The 21,636-nt window shown below is 36.6% G+C and carries 12 protein-coding genes and 3 pseudogenes; 5 read left to right on the forward strand and 10 right to left on the reverse strand.

Annotation, left to right across the window (positions count from 1 at the left end):
* Positions 1-518 (reverse strand): transposase (locus tag GNY06_RS10215; protein ID WP_166519981.1); only part of this gene is annotated, 518 nt, incomplete at its 3' end.
* Between the two features lie 490 nt (positions 519-1,008).
* Between GNY06_RS10215 and GNY06_RS10220 the strand changes: the two genes are divergently transcribed.
* Positions 1,009-1,287, forward strand: a complete 279-nt coding sequence (locus GNY06_RS10220) for an RNA recognition motif domain-containing protein (protein ID WP_166519982.1) — start codon at positions 1,009-1,011, stop codon at positions 1,285-1,287.
* Positions 1,288-1,340: 53 nt separating this feature from the next.
* Here the strand turns inward: GNY06_RS10220 and GNY06_RS10225 are convergent, their stop codons facing one another.
* Both GNY06_RS10225 and GNY06_RS15290 read right to left on the reverse strand, forming a co-directional pair.
* The gene (locus tag GNY06_RS10225) at positions 1,341-1,802 is read right to left on the reverse strand and encodes a BlaI/MecI/CopY family transcriptional regulator (protein WP_166519983.1); all 462 of its coding nucleotides are present in this window, start codon (positions 1,800-1,802) and stop codon (positions 1,341-1,343) included.
* A gap of 245 nt (positions 1,803-2,047) precedes the next feature.
* Positions 2,048-2,919 (reverse strand): annotated as a pseudogene (locus GNY06_RS15290) (IS982 family transposase).
* Positions 2,920-3,136: 217 nt separating this feature from the next.
* Here GNY06_RS15290 and gcvP point away from each other — a divergent pair.
* From gcvP to dgt, 4 genes and pseudogenes are all read left to right on the forward strand, one after another.
* A complete protein-coding gene (gcvP, locus tag GNY06_RS10240) occupies positions 3,137-5,995 on the forward strand; it encodes an aminomethyl-transferring glycine dehydrogenase (protein WP_166519985.1) in 2,859 nt (952 codons plus the stop codon).
* Between the two features lie 424 nt (positions 5,996-6,419).
* A pseudogene (gene gltB / locus GNY06_RS10245) lies at positions 6,420-10,908 on the forward strand (glutamate synthase large subunit).
* Positions 10,909-10,910: 2 nt separating this feature from the next.
* Positions 10,911-12,344, forward strand: a pseudogene (locus tag GNY06_RS13800) (glutamate synthase subunit beta).
* A gap of 394 nt (positions 12,345-12,738) precedes the next feature.
* Entirely contained in the window at positions 12,739-14,103 is a 1,365-nt protein-coding gene (dgt, locus tag GNY06_RS10265) for a dGTP triphosphohydrolase (protein WP_166519987.1), read from the forward strand.
* Between the two features lie 59 nt (positions 14,104-14,162).
* On the opposite strand, the gene GNY06_RS10270 is transcribed toward dgt, so the two are convergent.
* The 7 genes from GNY06_RS10270 to GNY06_RS10300 all read right to left on the reverse strand — a co-directional run bounded on the left by GNY06_RS10270 (position 14,163) and on the right by GNY06_RS10300 (position 21,516).
* A complete protein-coding gene (locus tag GNY06_RS10270) occupies positions 14,163-15,161 on the reverse strand; it encodes a phosphotransferase (protein WP_317163784.1) in 999 nt (332 codons plus the stop codon).
* A gap of 56 nt (positions 15,162-15,217) precedes the next feature.
* Positions 15,218-16,135 carry a nucleotidyltransferase family protein gene (locus GNY06_RS10275; RefSeq protein ID WP_166519988.1) on the reverse strand — a complete coding sequence of 306 codons (918 nt, stop codon included), beginning with the start codon at positions 16,133-16,135 and terminating at the stop codon, positions 15,218-15,220.
* A 538-nt stretch (positions 16,136-16,673) separates the two neighbouring features.
* Entirely contained in the window at positions 16,674-17,018 is a 345-nt protein-coding gene (rplT, locus tag GNY06_RS10280; protein ID WP_166519989.1) for a 50S ribosomal protein L20, read from the reverse strand.
* A gap of 128 nt (positions 17,019-17,146) precedes the next feature.
* On the reverse strand, positions 17,147-17,344 hold the full coding sequence (gene rpmI / locus GNY06_RS10285) for a 50S ribosomal protein L35 (RefSeq protein ID WP_166519990.1): 198 nt from the start codon (positions 17,342-17,344) through the stop codon (positions 17,147-17,149).
* A gap of 88 nt (positions 17,345-17,432) precedes the next feature.
* Positions 17,433-17,957, reverse strand: a complete 525-nt coding sequence (gene infC, locus GNY06_RS10290) for a translation initiation factor IF-3 (RefSeq protein ID WP_166519991.1) — start codon at positions 17,955-17,957, stop codon at positions 17,433-17,435.
* Between the two features lie 37 nt (positions 17,958-17,994).
* A complete protein-coding gene (gene thrS, locus GNY06_RS10295; RefSeq protein ID WP_166519992.1) occupies positions 17,995-19,926 on the reverse strand; it encodes a threonine--tRNA ligase in 1,932 nt (643 codons plus the stop codon).
* A gap of 48 nt (positions 19,927-19,974) precedes the next feature.
* Positions 19,975-21,516: a hypothetical protein gene (locus GNY06_RS10300; protein WP_166519993.1), complete on the reverse strand. Its 1,542-nt coding sequence runs from the start codon at positions 21,514-21,516 to the stop codon at positions 19,975-19,977.
* Between the last annotated feature and the right edge of the window lie 120 nt (positions 21,517-21,636).

Below are 21,636 nucleotides of genomic sequence, written 5' to 3' on the forward strand. Positions count from 1 at the left end.
TCGTTCACATCATGGACATTTGCAGGGGAAAAATCATACGAATGAAAGATCCCGTTTTTGTCACATACGGCATGAAGTTTATAGCCAAAATACCGTGTTTTCTGTGCTGCACAATAGCCAAAAGTGGATTTAAGATCTTCTGTAGAACAAATCCCAGAACGATTGGCTCTACTGATTTTACAGATCTCTATGGGCGTAGAATCTACAATAAAGACATCTGTAAAATCAGAGAATTTTCCACTTAATGTTTCTCTTATTTTTTCAATAAAAGGAAAAAGTCTTCTTTTTATTTTATTAAACACACTTCTTTCTATTTTTGCGTCCAATTTTGTCCCTTCAATGGTTCTAAATAGTGATAATTCAGAGTTTATAGACCTATATTCCGCAGTGATATTGAGTGCAAAAATTTCCAAATCAGAGAGTTTTGGAACTCTTATTTTCTTAGTAGTTTTGATATGACTGCAGATTTTTGTCAATTCTCTTAAAATAGTTTCGTAATTTTGAATAAGATTGTTCATATATTTAACTAATTGACATCCAATTAAATATACCGTTCTTCAATCCAATGAACAATCTTTTTCCAGTATATTCTCTAAATGCACAACAGGTAAACCTATATAAAAAAGCTAGATTGATCTATTCTTGGATTGAAAAGGAGTACCCCCTAGAGTATGAGAAGCTAATAATACAGAAATTTATATTTCGGCTTCACGTCAAGGTCATGTTTTATCCGAAATTTTAAATAGTAAAGCTTATGATATTTTTAAAAATAAACTTATAAAACCGCTATAATAAGCACATTATAACTTTGTCTATAAAATGAGTAATCAAAAATAAGCTTTCGAATATATTCTTTTGAAAACAATCTTTTAATCTTTTGGAAGTAATTTATCATTTTCGATAAAATTGTTGTATCTTGCCCACATTATTTATGGAAATCAATACGATGTTCATTCGTTTGTTGATTACTTTAAATTTTATTAATCGACAATTTTAATTTTTTTTATAATGAACATTTTTATTTCTAACATTAACTATTCAGTTAAAGAGACTCAGTTACAAGAACTTTTTTCTTCATACGGAAGCATTGAATCTACAAAGATTATTATGGATAGAGAAACCGGTCGTTCTCGGGGTTTTGGGTTTGTGGAAATGCCTGATAGTGATGAAGCTAGATCGGCAATTGAATCTTTAGATGGAGCGCTGTTCCAGGGAAAGAATCTAAATGTATCTGAGGCTAGACCTAAAGAGGAAAAGCCAAGAAGATCATTTAACAATAGATACTAAGCTAAAATAAAGAAGCGGCAATTTAATTGCCGCTTCTTTATTTTATAAAATTTCTAGGATTTTATTTTTTTCTTTTTCTTCAATTTTTCTTTTTTCTTCTTGTCTGTTGTTTTGCTGTTTTTCTTCTGTTCTTTTTTCTTCTCTGTTTTTTTTGAAGTCCCGCCTTCTATACTTGCCGATAAATAAGGATGAAGATGATCTTCTACCAGAAGTTCAAGTTTAAACATTTCTGCTAATAAAAGTTGGGGAGACGATTGAAAGTATTCATCTATAAAAAGACGTAGGAGTTGTTGATAGTATTGTTCTTTTGTAACTTTTATTTCATATCGGTGTAGTCTTCCAAATGCTTTTACCTTTAAAAACCCTTTTTCAACTAAAATTTTCAATACAGTAGCAATGGTATTGTGATGAGGTTTTGGTTCCGGGTAGGCTTTCATAACATCTTTAAGAAAACCCTGTTCTATGGTCCATAAAGTATGCATAAGTGTTTCCTCCGCAGGTGTCAGACTTTTCATAAAAAATATTTTAATCAAAAGTAGGGATTAATTCTAATAAATAAAAGCTATAAGAGTGATTATTCCCATATAATAGACGATTATCTCCTCTATTTTCATTTCTTTAAAACCCAGCAAATATTCGCCCTATAACCTCGTGAATAGAATGATTTTTATTTCCTACAGGTCAAACTCATTAGCAAAGAAATAGAGTCAAAGAGGCTTCACCTGCTAGTAATCTTTTTCAAATTTAACCTGTTGTACATTTAGAACAGATTCACTTTTAACCTGTTTAATCTTCTGTTAAAGACAAAAAAATGGAGGTATTGAATCAGGGTAAAATAAGTTATTTTTGAAGCTATTCTGGTGGATAAACCCTGAAATGTTTTTGCAAAATGGATATGAATGGAAAATTGTCCGCAGAGTTGTGAAATATTGGTTTCAATTCGTTTTCTAATCTTTGCTTTTGTGGTTGAAAACTGGGCAACATGCTGTTGGTTTTTACGCCTAGGTACTGAACGACTGATGTTGGAATGATGGAATAAATTCACCTGAAGAGTTTTGCTTATATAAGCCCTGTCTCCTATTCAAAGGCAGTTTTGGAAAGTTTCTTTTATATGGTGCAGGTCATTTACATCATGAACATTTGCTGGTGAAAAATCAAACGAATGCAAGATGACATTTTTATCGCAAACTGCATGAAGTTTAAAGCCAAAGTAACCTATTTTCTGTGCCGTAGCATATCCAAATTCGGGCTTTATTGGCTCGGTGGAACAAATTATTTTGCCCGACTCATTTTACCAATTGCAACAGGGGTGGAATCCACTACAAAAATAGCTGTGAAACCTGAAAATTTACAACTTAGGGTCTCTCTTATTTCCTCTATGTAGCAGAAAAGTTTTCTTTTTCTTCTATTGTATACACTTCTTTCTATTTTATCTTCCAAATCTGTTCCCGAAATACATCTAAATAGTTGTAATTCAAAGTTAATAGACCTATATTCCGCAGTAATATTAAGCGCTACAAGCTCCAGATCAGACCATTTGGGAATCCTGATTTGCCTGGATGAATCAATATGTGTACAGATATTGGTTAATTCTTTTAAAATAATTTTGTAGTTTTGAATAAGATTGTTCATATATTTAATATAATGGTAATCAATTAAATATATGGTCTTTTAATCAAATGAACAATCTTTTTCTTTTTTTATTCCCTAAATGCACAACAGGTTAAAATTTAATCAAATCAATAAAAACTAGTTTAGTTACCCTCTATAAATAGGTATTGAATATAGCTCGAAAAATTTGTAATTTTACGAACCTTTGAGGTTCGAAAATAAATCTAATAAAAGTTATATGGACACACAACAATTTGTCAACCGCCATATTAGCATGAGCGAAAAAGACAAATCCGAAATGTTGAAGAAAATTGGGGTCAAAAGCATTGAGGAGCTCATCTCACAAACCATCCCTCAGCCGATACGCTTAAAAAAGGATTTGGATATATCTCCGGCGCTTTCAGAATATGAAATGCTGGGTCACTCTAAAGCTTTGGCCGGGCAAAATGCACAGTTTGACAATTATATCGGGTATGGGTATCACGACACTATTTTACCAGCCGCCATTCAAAGAAATATTTTTGAAAATCCGGGATGGTATACCGCTTATACTCCTTATCAAGCTGAAATTGCTCAAGGGCGTTTGGAGGCGCTGCTTAACTTTCAGACCCTAATGGCTCAACTTACAGGTTTCCCTCTTTCCAATGCCTCTTTACTAGACGAGAGTACCGCAGCAGCGGAGGCAATGCATATGTTTTTTTCCAATAGAACAAAAGAGCAGAAAAAAGCAGGAATAAATAAGTTTTTCGTTTCGGAGCTGGTATTACCTCAGACACTAGCCGTTCTGAAAACAAAAGCATCTGGCTTAGGCATAGAGATTATTCAAGGGGATGAGAAATCTACTACCCTAGATGAGACTTTCTATGGAATATTATTGCAGTATCCTGGTAAAAATGGAGAAGTGGGGGATTATACTGAATTGATTTTCCATTCTAAAACTTTGAATATCCAAGTGGTCATGGCGTGTGATCCATTAGCCTTGGTTAAACTAAAGTCGCCTTGCGAGATGGGAGCGGATTGTGCGGTAGGAACCTCCCAACGTTTTGGAATTCCAATGGGATATGGGGGACCTCATGCGGCCTTCTTTACATGTAGAGAAGAATATAAAAGAGATATCCCGGGTAGAATTATAGGGATTTCTCAGGATATGTATGGCAAACCTGCACTGAGGATGGCTTTGCAAACCAGAGAACAACATATTAAGCGCGAAAAAGCAACGTCTAATATTTGTACTGCCCAAGTTTTATTAGCGGTAATGGCCGGTATGTATGCGGTATACCATGGACCTAAAGGATTGGATTTTATAGCTAGCCAAGTACATTATAAAGCGAACGCTCTCTATAAAGCTTTGGATCAATTGGGGTATGATGTGGTGAAGGCTCCTTTCTTTGATACCGTTAAAGTTAAAATGGAGGAAGAAGAAAAACAACGTTTAAAAACCCAGTTAGAGGAAGTAGGAATTAATCTTAATTACTTTACGCCCGGATACCTAAGTGCAGCTCTTAATGAAACATCTACTTTAAGCAATCTGCAGGTGTTGGTAGATGAGTTCGCGAGATTTAGAGGTTTAGCCTCTGTAAAACTAATATTTACCGAAGAGTGGTCTACACCAGAAAATCTCATCCGGACGACTGAAATACTTCAGGATGAGGTTTTCAATACTTATCATACCGAGACAGAGCTCATGCGGTATATTAAGAAACTAGAAAGAAAGGACCTTTCTCTAACCCACTCGATGATATCTTTGGGTTCTTGTACGATGAAACTAAATGCAGCGGCTGAAATGCTTCCGCTTTCCTGGAGAGAATGGGGCGCTGTTCACCCTTTTGTACCTAAAGGACAAGCTTTAGGTTATCAGCAGTTGATTGAAGAATTAGAGCGAGATTTAGCTGAAATTACTGGTTTTGCGGCAACTTCGCTTCAACCCAATTCAGGTGCACAAGGTGAGTATGCAGGGCTTATGGTAATTCGGGAATACCATCAGTCCAGAGGTGAAGCCCATAGAAATGTAGTGGTCATTCCCCAATCTGCTCATGGCACCAATCCGGCCTCTGCTGCTATGGCAGGGATGAAGGTGGTCGTGGTAAAAAATCTTGAAAATGGAGAAATTGATTTTGAAGATTTAAAAATGAAAGTAGAACAGCATAAGAACCATCTTGCGGCTATTATGATTACCTATCCATCTACCTATGGCTTCTTTGATGAGAATGTAAAGGATATTATTCAGCTTATTCATGATAATGGGGGACAGGTTTATATGGACGGGGCTAATATGAATGCTCAAGTAGGCTTTACAAGCCCTGGAAGCATCGGGGCAGATGTTTGTCACCTAAATCTTCACAAGACTTTTGCTATTCCTCATGGAGGTGGGGGCCCAGGAGTGGGGCCTATATGTGTAGCGAAGCACTTGGTCGATTTTTTACCCTCTAATCCCAATATTAAAACAGGAGGGAATAAGGCTATTGCGGCCATTTCAGCTGCTCCTTACGGATCGTCCTTGGTTTTAAATATATCCTATGCTTATATTAAAATGTTAGGAGCTAAAGGCCTTAAGAAAGTAACAGAACACGCTATACTAAACGCCAATTATCTTAAGGATATATTAAAAGAACACTATTCTATATTGTATAGCAATCAAAATGGACGTGTGGCCCATGAATGCATTGTCGATTTTAGACCTTTCAAATCCTTGGGTATAGAAGTCGCAGATGTTGCAAAGCGTTTGATGGATTATGGTTTTCACGCTTCTACCGTTTCTTTTCCGGTTGCTGGAACTTTGATGATTGAACCTACCGAAAGCGAAAGTAAAAGAGAAATAGATCGTTTTGCAGAAGCTTTGATTTCCATCAGAAAAGAGATTGATGAAATTGCAGAAGGAGTGGCAGACCCTAAGAACAACGTTCTTAAAAATGCGCCCCATACTATGGAACTGATGATTTCAGATAAATGGGATCAACCTTATACCAGAGAAAAAGCAGCTTATCCATTGGAATGGGTAAGAGATAATAAATTTTTTGCTGCTACGGCTAGGATTGAGGAAGCGTATGGAGATCGAAATTTAATTTGTACTTGTACCCCTATAGAAGCTTATATATAAGCTCAGGAATGAAACAAAAAAAGCCTAAAACCTAGTTTTAGGCTTTTTTTATGGAGACTTAGATCTATTTAATTCGTTCATTTAAAAAATATTTTTAATTAGATAGAGAAGTAGATCCTTCCAGTGTTTTCAGGGTTCATTTTTATAATAAAAGAAAGTATATAGAGCGTTGTTGTTCAAATCATTATTTTATTCTTTGCGAGATTCATCTATGCTTTAATATTGATAATCAGTATTTTATACAATCCATGTAGCCAGGGAGTTTTTAAAAATGTTTAAACAAAACATCCGTATATTAATTTTGCTTTAAAAAACATTTTTCAAAGCAAAATTAATAATCTAAGTGTGTTAAATGAGTTTTAAATATAAAAAAAATATATTTATAGGATATAATCCTTAATTTTAGTTGTGAAAATTAATAGCGATGGAGAATTATGGACTATATAGACCTGAATTTGAATTTGATTCTTGTGGGGTTGGTTTTATAGCTAATATTAAGGGGATCAAGAGTCACCAGGTGATTACAGATGCCCTCACCATGCTCGAGAATATGGAGCATAGAGGCGCTACCGGCTATGAGAGTAATACAGGAGATGGGGCGGGTATACAAATTCAGATCCCTCATGAATTTCTTAAAGAAGCAGCTTTCACTTATGGAATAAATTTGCCACAATTGGAGGACTATGGAGTGGGAATGCTCTTCTTTCCAAAAAATAAAGTCTTAGTAGATGAATGTAAAAATATTATTCAACGTGCTTCAGAACGCTTGAATATAAATATTTTAGGGTATATACCTGTGCCTGTAAACAACATCGAATTGGGGCAATTGGCAATAGAAGCAGAGCCTATAATGGAAATGATGTTTGTTGAAAAACCTTTTGATGCTGATGATGCAGATACGTTTGAAAGAAAATTATTTGTTTTCCGAAATTATATCACAACCCAAATTAACAATATTTTACAAAACCATCCTATAGGTTTTTATATAGCCTCGCTTTCTTGTAAGAAATTAATATATAAGGGGCAATTAAGAAGTATTCAGATTCGCCATTATTTTATAGATTTAACCAATCCTAAGCTTACATCTGCTTTCGGTATGGTACATTCCCGATTTGCTACCAATACCTCTCCCTCCTGGAGTTTGGCCCAACCTTTTAGGTATATCTCGCATAATGGAGAGATTAATACTGTACAGGGAAATTTAAACTGGCTGAAGTCTTTACAGAAAACTTTTACAAGTCCTTATTTTACCGCTCAGGAAATCGATATGCTCTTACCTTGTGTGACCCCTCAACAGTAAGATTCAGCTTGCTTGGATAATATGGTCGAAATGCTGGTGCATGCAGGCAGATCACTACCCCATGTGATGATGATGTTAATTCCCGAAGCATGGGACGGAAATGAGACGATGCAGGCCTATAAAAAATATTTTTACGAATTTCATGCTTGTGTCATGGAGCCTTGGGATGGGCCCGCATCTATTTCTTTTACGGATGGAAAAGTCATTGGTGCTACTCTGGATAGGAACGGCTTGCGACCTTCTAGATTCTGTGTGACTTCAGATGGAATGGTCATTATGGCGTCTGAATCAGGTGCTTTAGCTGTAGATCCTTCAAAAATTATAAAAAGAGGGCGGCTACAGCCTGAAAAAATGTTTTTGGTGGATCTCGTTAAAGGGGCTATCATTAGTGATGAGACTCTAAAAAAAGAGATTTGCCATTCTCAACCTTATAGAGAATGGCTGGAGAGCTATAAGATTCACTTAGAAGAATTACCTGATCCTAGAATACGTTTTACCAAACTACCTCCCGAATATATTTTTAAATATCAATATGCGTTTGGTTATGCTCGTGAAGATATAAATCAAATTATAAAACCTATGGCGCTTACGGGAAAAGAACCTGTAGGATCTATGGGTTTTGATGTGCCTTTAGCCGTATTAAGTGAAAAGCCGCAGCATTTAAGCGCCTATTTTAAACAGCTCTTTGCACAGGTCACCAACCCGCCTATTGACTCCATTCGAGAGCGTATGGTAATGTCTTTAACGACGATTATTGGAGGAAAGGGAAATATTCTCTGGGAAGATAAAAGATTTGCCTATTCTATCATACTGACACAACCCATTCTAAATAATGAGCAGTTAGAAAAACTTCGAAGTATAGATATTCAAAATTTTCAGGCTAAAACAATCCATACCTATTTTAAAGCAGATGGAAAGCCCGGTAGCCTCAAACGAGGTGTCGACCGCATCTGTAGATATGCTATGGATGCAGTAGAGGATGGATTTGATGTGCTTATCCTGTCTGATAGAGCTATAGACTCAGATCATGCGGCTATTCCTACTTTATTGGCTTGTTCTGCAGTGCACCATCATTTGGTGCGTAAAGGAGTTCGTCGCAAAATAGGAATATTAATTGAGGGGGGAGACATTTGGGAAGTTCACCATTTCGCAGTTTTATTGGGATTTGGAGCTACAGCCATTAACCCTTATCTGGCGTTAGCCTCTATTCGAAAACTCCATTCTTCTGGAGAAATAGAGGGGTGTCTAGAACAACTTCAGAAGAATTATATACAAGGCATAGGCGATGGATTACTCAAAATATTTTCTAAAATGGGAATTTCAACTTTGCAGTCTTACCAAGCGGCTCAAATTTTTGAGATTATAGGAATTAATAAAACGGTCGTTCATAGTTGCTTCACAGGGGCTGTCTCTAGAATCGAAGGTATAGGTTTTGATGAGATTGCCAGAGAAGCATTGATCAAACATCCACAAGCTTTTCATACTGTAACCAAAAGCGGTTTATTACCTGAAGGAGGGGTTTATCAGTGGAGAAGCACCGGAGAGAAACATCAGTATAACCCCAATACAATTCATCTATTACAACAAGCGACATGGCGTAATGACTATGAAATTTTTAAAAAATATTCCAGAGCCATTAATAAAGGAAGTGATAGTCCCATAAGTTTAAGAGCATTGCTAGAATTTAAGAATGATAGAACTCCTATAGCTCTTGAGGAAGTCGAGCCCATTGAAAACATCATGAAGCGTTTTGCTACAGGGGCGATGTCCTTTGGATCAATCTCCTGGGAAGTGCACACTACCATTGCCATTGCCATGAACCGTATTGGTGCAAAAAGCAATACGGGGGAAGGTGGAGAGGATGAACAGCGCTATGAAAGTTTGCCAAATGGTGATAGTATGCGTTCGGCTATCAAGCAGGTAGCTTCAGGGAGATTTGGGGTTACCAGTAGATATCTTTCTGAGGCAGATGAAATCCAAATTAAAATGGGCCAAGGGGCTAAGCCTGGAGAAGGCGGACAACTCCCTGGAGACAAAGTAGATGAATGGATAGGAAAAACGCGTTATGCGACTCCGGGGGTGGGGTTAATTTCTCCACCACCACATCATGATATTTATTCGATAGAAGATTTAGCACAATTGATTTATGATCTTAAAAATGCCAATAGGCATGCTCGAATTAGCGTTAAGCTGGTATCTAAAGCAGGGGTAGGTACCATCGCCTCAGGGGTAGCCAAAGCAAAAGCTGATCATATTTTAATCTCAGGATATGACGGAGGCACCGGTGCGTCCCCTTTAGGTTCTATACGACATGCTGGTTTACCTTGGGAATTGGGCTTGGCAGAAACCCATCAGACCTTAATTAAAAATAAACTCAGACAGCGTATCACGCTGCAAGCCGATGGTCAGATAAAGACGGGCAGGGATATTGTAATAGCCACGCTATTAGGAGCTGAGGAATGGGGGGTGGCCACCTCTACACTTATCGTGCAGGGTTGTATTTTGATGAGAAAATGTCAACTCAATACTTGTCCAGTAGGCATCGCTACACAGGATCCCAATTTGCGCGCTAAATTCTCAGGAAATGTAGAAGCGCTGGTGAACTATTTTACCTTTTTAGCAATGGAAGTTAGAGAATTAATGTCGACCCTAGGATTTAGGACAATTAACGAGATGGTAGGTCAATATCAATGTCTTACTAAAAAAGAAAAACCAAAACATTGGAAGCATCAAAATATAGATATTCATGATTTCTTGCAAAAAATAGAAAATGATTTACCGATGGTGAAGTCCGAAAATCAACAGCATGGGTTGGAGAATTCTATATCTTGGAAAATGTTGGAAGTTGCTCAGGAGGCCTTGCAGAATGGCGGTCAGATACAGGCTTCTTTTCCAGTAAAAAATACGGATAGGGCAGTAGGTACATTACTCTCTCATGAGGTCACTAAAAAATATAAATCTCAGGGAATGCCAGAGGATGCCTTATTATTTACCTTTAAAGGAACAGCAGGCCAAAGCTTTGGGGCTTTCTGTAATAGAGGTATTACCATGATACTGGAGGGAGATGCCAATGACTATTTTGGTAAGGGGCTTTCGGGGGCCAAACTCGCAGTTAAATTACCCCAAGGTTCTCGTATAAAAGCGCACGAAAAGAAATGTCGCGCTGTATGGAGCTACTAGCGGAAAAGCTTTTATTAATGGGATAGCTGGAGAGCATTTTTGTGTGCGTAATTCAGGAGCTATTGCTGTGGTAGAAGGTGTAGGCGACCATGGTTGCGAATATATGACCGGTGGTGTAGTGCTTATTTTAGGCAATGTAGGACGGAATTTTGCGGCTGGAATGAGTGGTGGGGTCGCTTATATATGGGATCATAATAGAGCTTTAGACAAAAATTTTAATCCGGATATGACTGATTTAGAAACTTTGGAAACATCGGATAATCAGCTGGTAAAGCATCTTATTTAGGAGCATGTAGCTGTTACGCAAAGCGAAATTGGTCAATACTTATTGAGTGATCTAGAACAGGCTTTGAATGACTTTATCAAAGTATATCCGAGAGACTATAAAAAGGCTTTACAAAAGCAAAAAGAAAACCAAGAAACAAAATCTTAGTCATGGGAAAGATAGACGGATTTTTATTATATGATAGGGATTTACCCCTGCCAGAAGCTGTAGAAAGCCGGTTAAAGCACTACCGGGAGTTTCAGTCTCTTCCCTCTTCAGAATTACTGAACCACCAGGCTGCTCGGTGTATGGATTGCGGAATTCCCTTTTGTCAGAGTGCTTGTCCTTTGGGAAATATCATTCCTGAATTTAATGATGCCGTATACAAAAATCAGTGGAAGAAAGCTTATGATATACTTTAAACCACCAACAATTTTCCCGAATTTACGGGAAGAGTTTGCCCCGCTCCTTGTGAGGGTTCTTGTGTATTGGGAATACACGATGCACCGATTACTATAGAAGAAATAGAAAAAAATATAGTAGAAACAGCCTTCTCTGAAGGCTATGTGAAACCGCAAATTGAGATACCCCGTACGCATAAGAAAGTGGCAGTCGTAGGTTCAGGTCCTTCTGGTTTAGCGGCAGCGGATCAATTAAATAAAATGGGATATAGGGTAAGCGTTTTTGAGAGAGATTCAGAAGCAGGAGGATTGTTGAGATTTGGAATTCCGGATTTTAAGTTGGATAAAAAAATTGTGCAGAGGAGAATTAACCTAATGAAGGAGGAGGGAGTGATCTTTAAACCCGGTATTGAGGTGGGCGTAGATTATTCGGTTGAGGAATTAGAACGGAATTTCGATGCAATTATATTAGCGCTCGGATGTACGGTTCCCAGGGATTTACCTATTCCGAATAGAGATGCCAAGGGTGTTTATTTTGCGATGGAGTTTTTAAAGCAGAGCAATAAAAGGGTTAGTGGTATTCCTTATAGTGAAGATAAAATTTATGTTGAAGATAAAAAAGTATTGATAATAGGCGGTTCCTATACAGGCTCCGACTGTATAGGAACCTCTAATCGACAGGGAGCCAGACAGATTTTGCAGATCGAGATTATGCCTATGCCCCCCAAACAAAGAGACGAGACCATGCCATGGCCTATATTCCCCATGATATTGAAGACGACATCTTCTCATCAGGAAGGATGTGAAAGAAAGTGGATGATTAACTGTAAAGAGTTTTTAAAAGATGATAAGGGAAATTTAAAAGGTGTAAAAGCTACAGAAGTAGAATGGATGAGGGGTCCCGTAACAAAGCGTTATACCTCTTTTGTAGAAAAACCAGATTCCGAGTTTATTATTGATTGTGATGTTGCTTTTTTAGCTATGGGCTTTTTACATGTGCAGCATACAGGTTTGGTGGAATCCTTAGATATCCAATTAAATCCGAGACTTAATTTAATAGGAAATGAGCTGGAATATAGAACGAATAAAGAAAAAATATTTGCCTGTGGTGATGCCCGTAGGGGACAATCCCTAGTGGTATGGGCAATTTCAGAAGGGCGCCGATGTGCAGAGCAGGTAGATGCCTATCTTCAAAAAATATAAAATAATAGCATTAGAACCGATCTTAATTGAGCGGGCAATTAAGAAAAACTCTTACTATGCTTGTAATGAGTATATCATGTTTAAATAAGCTGACCAACCTCACCTCTATTCAATATTTGAATATATTTGTGTTCAATAGAAAAATTAATCTCGATTTATTAAATTAAAACATCGAAAATCAGGCCTAAATATTTTGTATATAGGCAAATTTAAAAAGTGTGCTTTGGGACTTTTTTCCGTGTTAATAGATTAAATTTTATTATTCCATACAATAGGATGACTGGATTATGATGTAGTGGATGGAGCATTTCATAGAGTAGAATTGTTGAATAAAATGTAAATAGGGTCTTAAAAATTTTTTTTATTTAAAATTAGATTTACTTTTGGAGCTGTAATGGATTTAAATACAATTTTTACAGCTAGAAGGTCAGGTGCAGAACAGAACACAATAGCCCCTCGAAGTGCATACCAGCGGGATTTTGATAGAATTATTTTTTCCTCAGCCTTTAGAAGACTTCAAAATAAAACCCAGGTATTTCCGCTACCTGGCAGCGTTTTTGTTCATAACAGACTAACGCACTCTTTAGAGGTGGCTTCTGTAGGTCGTTCTCTAGGCAGTGTCATAGGGGAATATTTAGCAGATAGTTTCAAAGAAGAATTAATAGAAGAGAGCAGGCTTTTTTACCGATATAATTTGAATAATGTTATTGCTGCGGCTTGTCTGTGTCACGATATCGGAAACCCGGCTTTTGGACATTCCGGAGAAGATGCTATTGCCAGCTATTTTGAAAGGAACGAAAACAGCTTAAAATCGCATTTTTCAGATAAAGAGTGGAGTGATCTTGTTAATTTTGAGGGCAACGCAAATGCTATTCGAGTCTTAACCCAACAGCAGGTGGGCAAAGATGAAGGCGGTCTAAAACTTACCTATACCACTTTGGCTTCTATTGCTAAATATCCGTGTGAATCTTCGGCCAAAGATTTTAGTAAACTAGATTTGCAGCGTAAAAAAATAGGTTTTTTTCAAAGTGAAGAAAAGACTTTTGAAGCCATAGCTGCTTCGGTTAATTTAATTCAAATGTCGAAGAAACCTAAAATTTACAGGCGACATCCTTTTGTGTGGCTGGTAGAGGCGGCGGATGATATCTGTTACAATATTATCGACATGGAGGATGCGCATCGCTTAGGCATTGTAAAAACAGAACCTTGTGAAGCCCTTTTTAAAAGCCTTATAGAATCTGTAAATGCAGATGATATGCCTCGAATTAAAAGAAAACTTGAGCAAATAACCAATGAAAATGAACGCATTTCCTATCTCAGGGCAAAAGCAATCAATTCTTTGATTAACAAAACTAAAGAAATTTATATCCAGAATATAGGGGCAATATTAGACGGGAGCCTTAATCAATCTCTTTTGGATATTTGTGGTAAAAACTGTGATGCCTTAGAAAAAATTGAGTATTACTCCATTAAAAATATTTATCAGCATCGCGCCGTAGTCGAAATTGAGAATGCAGGTTATAACGTTATGTATGAATTACTCGATCATTTTATCCCCTCCATCCTAAAAAAAGAATCTTCTCGCAAAAATTACGATAAAATGGCATTGCGCCTTTTACCGCCTCAGTTTGTGTATGAAGGCGGTTCCGACTACCAAAAAGTTTTAGGGGTTATCGATTATATATCTGGTATGACGGATAATTACGCTACAGATCTGTACCGTAAAATTAAGGGGATCGATATAGGAATGACGGTTTAATTGTATGCAGAATAGGATAGTGAAAACAGAGTACGCTTAGCGGTATAAATACAGGCGTATTAGCAAACAGATTTTATTTTAAATAATTCTCTTAATAAATTGATTTGATTTTTGGTTCTATTTAGATTATGATTAGGGTACTTAATTTTGTAATAAATATCTCCATTTAAAAAATCTGTTACGAAGCGAATGGCCTGAATAAATACCACGACTTGCCCTGCATAATCCAGATTATCTTTTTCTATAGGCGTTAAGACATCTGAGGTATTCGAAAGAAAGCCTGTTTTTACGGCCTCATAATAGGCTGGACTAAAAATATCTTCGGGCTGAGTGTCGTCTTCATCTTTTAGATTGGTATAGGATCTTACCATATCTCCGAAGTCGTATAAAAGAGTAGCAGGCATGAGGGTATCTAGATCGATTACGCATCGCCCCTTATGCGTATGATTATCAAATAATATGTTACTAATCTTTGGGTCCCCGTGGATAATCCGTTCGGGAAAATAATCATTCTGCTGATTTTCAATAAAGCTTTCTAATAAATATAAGTGGTGGTTGATAAAATTGAGAGCTTGTGAAGCTTTATGTTTTCTCTGTTCTGTAGCATGATTCAAAGCGTTTTTGTAATCATTTATTCTTTTTTTGAAATTAACGAATTCCGGAATAGAGGCTTGTATTAATTTCGGAGATAATGTGAATAGTTTAGAATAAAAAATACTGAATGTCTTAGCGGCTTCATAAGCTTGAGAAAAGTCTCTTACTTTTGTTGTGCAATAAGTATGGGAGATGAATTTGGTCATTCTCCAAAAGTCCCCATTTTGGTCTTCCGTAAAAAGTTGCTGATTAAGATTGGGAATAATTTCCAAAACTTCATAGGGGTAGTCGGAATTTTGAAGATGCCTGTTTACTATATTCAGAGAATGCAGCATGAGCTCAGGCTTATGAAAGATGGAGCGATTAATTCTCTGTAAGATAAATTGGCGGTAATCTCCCTGCTCATTAATCACTACGCGCAGGGTGATATTAATGTGTCCATCATTAATGGGAATGATGGACACATTATAAGTCTCTTTTAAAGGTATAAAAGATTGTAAAATCCGGATGTAGTGCTGCACTACCAAAGTGAAGCAGGATAGTAGCAACTATCGACCATTTCCCGAACGGATTTAATTACAAAATCCTTATCTTCGGGATAGGTTACGCCAAACCATTTATCTTCAGAGGCTTCTGCTATTACTTTTAAGTCTTGTTGATGTATCATATCATCAATAACAAAAGGTATAAAAAGCTCTGCTTTTTCTGAACTCAGGTGGGTTAAGAAATGATCAAATTCAGCTTCTAAAACTTTAAAAATGGAAGTATCTAAAATCCAGAAATTCATAGAGACGGGTGTAGAAGGAACCAACTCTGTTTTATTTCCCGAGGTATCGGTATGGAAGATAATACCATTTTCTTTAGCAATATTGGTGTGCTCTACCACTTTCTTCAGAAAACCATTTTGTATGGTGCACACCCCTCGTGAAACGCTCCCATTATCGCTTAAAGTTGCAGATAGCGGATAAGCTACCATACCGTATTGACCTTCATTAATCTGCCCATTTTTAATCAGTAAATAAGCTTTTTCGAAGGCTTTCCTATTGTAATAGTCATCTGCATTTATTACGACAAAAGGGTTTTTGATGACGTCTTTTGCTATTAATATAGCATGTCCGGTTCCCCATGGTTTTACTCTGTTGGTGAGTTTATCCCGATGTTTTTCAGGCAGTAAAGTATCCAGAGCTTGTACAATAAAATCCAATTTAATGTCCGCCTTATCGGCTATGGATTGAAAATAATCTTTAGTCTCCTGGTTAAAATAATCATTAATAACCAGCACTAACTGGTTAAAACCAGCATTTTTAGCATCGTAGATGGAGTATTCCATAAGACATTCCCCAGAGGGTCCCATCGGTGCTACTTGTTTTCTTCCTTTGTATCTACTACCTAAGCCCCCTGCGAGGACCAGTAAAGTTGCATTCGTTTTAGTCGTCATGATCTCGTAAGTGTATTGTTGCTTTTTGCAAATATGATGTTTTTAATATATGTGTTCTATATAAAGCCGCCGCAAGCAGAGGAATCGTTGTTCCGAATATCACACTACAAATATTGGTCCAGAAAATTTTAATGCTAGAACTTGTAGCTGTAATTTCTTGTAGTCTAAATTTTAAAAGTGGATTTGTTTTTAAGAAATGATTCAGGGAGAAATCCCAATAACTATTAGGATTACAGATGACTATAAACACTTTTTTTTCCTCTATTCCTAAATATTTACCCAAGATTGGATTCTGGATATCAAAAGAAAATAATCTGAGCAATTGATTTCGTTGGTTAACAGCTATCATATATGTAATAGACTCAAAACTCTTCTTTCGAAGATCTACAGCCTATAATTTATTTTATAGTTTTAACTTTATCCTTTTTTATATTCACCGTTAAAGGGTGGTCTGTAGATGAATATTTCCTTTTAGACCATAAATATACAAAAAAAACTCTCAGTTTTCTGAGAGTTCTATTGATAACATAATGATTAATTATTTTACTTGATCTACAACAGCTTTAAAAGCTTCAGGGTGATTCATAGCAAGGTCAGCCAGAACTTTTCTGTTAAGCTCAATGTTGTTTTTCTTTAAGTCTCCCATGAATTTAGAGTAAGAAATTCCTTGTTCTCTACATCCCGCATTAATCCTGGTGATCCACAAAGCTCTAAAATTTCTCTTTTTCTCTTTTCTGCCGCGGTAAGCATATTGCATGGCTTTCTCTACCGCGTTTTTAGCTACAGTCCAAACGTTTTTTCTTCTACCGAAAAAACCTTTAGCCTGCTTCATGATTTTTTTTCTGCGTGCTCTACTGGCTACCGCGTTTACTGATCTAGGCATAATTTAATTGTTTTTTTGAAGAGGGCGGCAACTAAACTATAAGTTACACTTGATAGGCTCCGCTTCAGGGTTAAACTTGTGTTTGAATTGATTAGAATTCTTATAAACCGAATTGAGATTTATAAAAACTACTTGATGGCTAATTGCTTAAGCACGCTTTTTTTGTCTACTTGGCTAACGAGACCTGTTTGCGTAAGATTTCTCTTCTGCTTAGTTTCTTTTTTAGTCAAGATGTGGCTTTTGAAAGCGTGTTTTCTTTTGATTTTTCCTGAACCAGTCAGAACAAAACGTTTCTTAGCTCCTGATTTAGTTTTTAATTTAGGCATTTTTTGCTTTTTTATTTTGTTATCAATATTTTATAGAGAAATACAGTCTTGCAATAATAAAGGCTACTGTATTAATACATTTCTAAAATTATTTTATAGCTTTTTTAGGGCTCATCATCATAATCATCCTCTTTCCTTCCAGTTTAGGAAGCTGATCTACTTTTCCAATGTGTTCTAGATCTTGAGCTAGCTTCAGGAGGAGAATCTCTCCTTGATCTTTAAAAACAATAGACCGTCCCTTGAAGAAAACATATGTTTTTAGTTTAGCGCCTTCTTCCAGGAATTTCTCTGCATGTTTCTTTTTGAATTCGTAGTCATGATCATCGGTTTGAGGACCGAATCGAATCTCTTTTACAACAACTTTAACTTGCTTGGCCTTTAACTCTTTCTGTTTTTTCTTTTGTTCGTATAAGAATTTTTTATAATCTAAAATACGACACACAAAAGGCTCTGCCTTATCGGATATAACGACTAGATCCAACTCTTGCTCTTCTGCCATTTTACGAGCAGTAGCAAGTGGAAATACGCCAGGCTCTACATTGTCTCCCACCAAGCGAACCTCTTTCGCTCTGATCTTTTCATTTATCATATGCGCATCTTCTTTTTTGCGCATCGGTGGTCTGTTGTTTGGTCTTCTTAGTGCTATGGTATTACTGATTTAAATGGTTAGCTATTTCTTCTTTTACTCTTTTTATGAAGTCTTCGACTGACATGACACCCAAATCCCCCTGACTTCTTCTCCTTACAGAGATGCTCTCGCTTTGTTCTTCGTTTTCACCAACTACAAGCATATAAGGGATCTTCCTGAGCTCTGCATCACGGATTTTTTTACCCGTTTTCTCATTTCTCTGGTCAATCAGACCGCAAATATCGTGATTTTCTAACAATTGCGAAACTTTTTTTGCATAATCTACATATTTTTCGCTAATTGGCAAAATAATAAATTGTTCTGGACTAAGCCATAAAGGAAAATCTCCGGCAGTATTCTCAATCAAAATGGCAATAAACCGCTCCATAGATCCAAAGGGAGCTCTGTGAATCATAACCGGTCTGTGTTTCTCATTATCGGCTCCTGTATACCACAGATCAAATCTTTCGGGTAAATTATAATCTACCTGAATCGTCCCCAGTTGCCAGCTTCTACCTAAGGCGTCTTTAACCATGAAATCTAGTTTAGGACCATAAAAAGCGGCTTCACCATATTCAATAACCGTTTTTAAGCCTTTTTGAGTTGCGGCTTGGAGAATAGCCGTTTCTGCCTTTTCCCAATTGGATTCAGTACCAATATATTTCTCTCGGTTTTCTTGATCTCTTAAGGACACCTGTGCTGTAAAATCATTAAACCCTAAAGAAGAAAAGACATAGAGTACCAGGTCGATTACCTTTTCAAACTCCTCCAGTAGCTGATCGGGTGTACAGAAGAGGTGAGCATCATCCTGAGTAAAGCCCCTAACTCTGGTCAAGCCATGTAGTTCACCACTTTGTTCATAGCGGTAGACTGTACCAAATTCAGCATAGCGTTTAGGTAAATCCTTATACGACCATTGCTGAGCTTTATAGATCTCACAGTGGTGAGGGCAATTCATGGGTTTTAATAAAAACTCTTCTCCCTCATGCGGTGTATGAATAGGTTGGAAGCTATCTTCTCCGTATTTTTCGTAATGTCCTGAAGTAACATATAATTCCTTATGACCGATATGAGGCGTAATAACGAACTCATAACCTTGCTTTTTTTGAGCTTCAGATAAGAAATTCTCCAATCTTTTTCTTAAAGCGGCACCTTTCGGTAACCACAGTGGAAGACCTGCCCCCACTTTTTCGGAAAAAGTAAAGATACCCAATTCCTTTCCTAATTTCCTGTGATCCCTACGCTTAGCTTCTTCTAGACGTGCCAAGTATTCCGTAAGGTCTTTTTGTTTAGGGAAGGTAATACCATATACACGGGTTAATTGCTTGTTTTTTTCATTTCCACGCCAGTATGCGCCTGCAGCATTCAGAATTTTTGCTGCTTTTACGATGCCTGTAGCTGGAATATGCCCTCCACGGCAGAGATCAAAGAAATTATCGTGAGAACAGAAAGTGATTTCACCATCATTTAGGTTTTCGATTAATTCTGTTTTATAAGGATTCGCTTTATAAGTTTCCAAGGCTTCAGCTTTAGAAATAGGATAGAGCTTAAATGTTGAATTTTTCTTTGCATTTTCCAACATTTTCTTTTCTATCTTTTCAAAATCCTTTTCTGAAAAAGCTTGATCTCCAAAATCGACATCGTAGTAAAAGCCATTTTCAATAGCGGGTCCTATAGTAAGATGAGCCGAGGGATAAAAATCCAAAATAGCCTGTGCTAAGAGATGGGCAGAGGAGTGCCAGAATGCTTTTTTACCCATATCGTCATTCCAGGTCAGAAGCTGAACCTTGGCATCTTTGGTTATGGCTGTACTTACTTCTACTTGTTTGCCATTGACCAATGCCGAAATCGTATTGCGCGCTAATCCATCACTAATGGATTGCGCTACTTGAAGCGGAGTTATCGGAGCCTCGAATTCCTTAATGCTTCCGTCCGGAAGAGTTATCTTTATCATAGTTGAAAAAAATGTATGCAAAATTAAAAAAAAATGGGCAAAAATATACTATGGTTTTGGGGGCTTTACCTTTTGTTTTATAATGTTCATAACATCTAGATGCTTTACCTTGGATTCTACCCAGCTTTGGATATCTATATACAACAGTGTTCTTTTGTAAAAATCGTGTTGGTGGCAAGCTTGGAGTACATTATGAAAATCTGCAAAAATCAGGTTTTGTTCCGAGAAAAAAACCTGATTCAATTGTTGGAAAAAACAGATGATTTGGTGATGTAGCCGATTGGGATTTTTCATTTTGCTTACAAAACGCTCAGTTTGTATAACAAATTCATCGTAATCCTCATCCATACCCGACTCATACTTTGCCATTAACATTAGCACGCGGGTATGAAATGCCAGATCTTCTTGTATGCCAGATTTAGTTTGAATAATTCGATGGGCGTACCTTAGGGAGGCTTCGTATTGTTTTGATCCAAACAACAAAGCTGCCATTTTAAGATAGAGAATAAGAAAATGGTGATCATCTATTTTATCCCGGAATTTTTTCATTTTTAGTTCCACTTCCGGGATGAGCTTGGTTCCTTTAAAAAACTCACCTTTAATGAAATGTATATTCATTATTGTATTATAAACATTTAAAAAAGTTAGGGACTGTAGATTCCCGTTTACCGTAAAGGGAGGGGTACAAATGGTGATCTGGAATTTTTCAAAGTATTGTTCTAGCTTTTGTACCTGTCCATTTATAAAAAGTATTTTCATCAGATTGGAGTTTCCTTTAATGTACCACACCGGATGATTTTTAATCATTTCTGGATTTTCATAAAATAACTCCACCCACTTTTTGGCATATTTATAAGCGCCTTTATAATTTTGTAACAAAAGATTTTTCCATACATGTGCCTTGTAAAACCATAGTTTTTCTCGGAAATTAAGTTTAGAAAATTGGATGTCCTTTATCTGTTCTGTGAAAAGCCTGATGATTTTTTCTTCATCTTGGGTATTTTGGGCATATCCATTGATCAACATCTCGCTATATAGCTTTAACGACAAATTAGATAAGTTGGTAGAATAAGTATTTTGAATGCTTAATTCTTGAGATTGCCTAATGAGTTCATCTGCACGGCCTTCAATACTTCGCGTAATATATTGGGATTCTATTACTTTTTCAAGATCTATAATATCTATAGCTAATGTTTTTTCATCCATTTCTAAGGCATTTTGTTTCGCCTTATCCAAGACTTTGAGGGCTTGTCTGTAAAGTCCCTTTTGATAGAGTATGGTAGCAAAGTCTAGCTGTTCCCGCAGATGAATTCTGTTATTTTGGAGACTGGGGTTCATTCTTAGGCTGACTAAGATTTGTTTATACAGATGTGCTTTTAGATTTGATAATTGCTGTTTGGTCGATATTTTTTTAGCCAATATGATAGACTCATCGTATTCATTCATTCTATCCAATTCCAAAAACAAAAGTAAAAACTTAGCTTCAGTATTTACACCTAAGCGATTAACATATAGTTTAAACTGTCTCTTTTCAGAGGTAGAAAGAGATTTTATAAGAACGAAGAGAAAATCTTTTTGCAAATCTGCCATTGTAAAAAATAAATAATTATTTTATTGGTATACAATATGTTATATGTTATTGGAGTAAGAATGAATATTGTAATTTTTTTGTAAATGAAGAAGACTAAATATCACATTGCTATACTTTTG

Origin of the sequence: Elizabethkingia argenteiflava, from assembly GCF_009904105.1 — a bacterium.
Classification (GTDB): domain Bacteria; phylum Bacteroidota; class Bacteroidia; order Flavobacteriales; family Weeksellaceae; genus Elizabethkingia; species Elizabethkingia argenteiflava.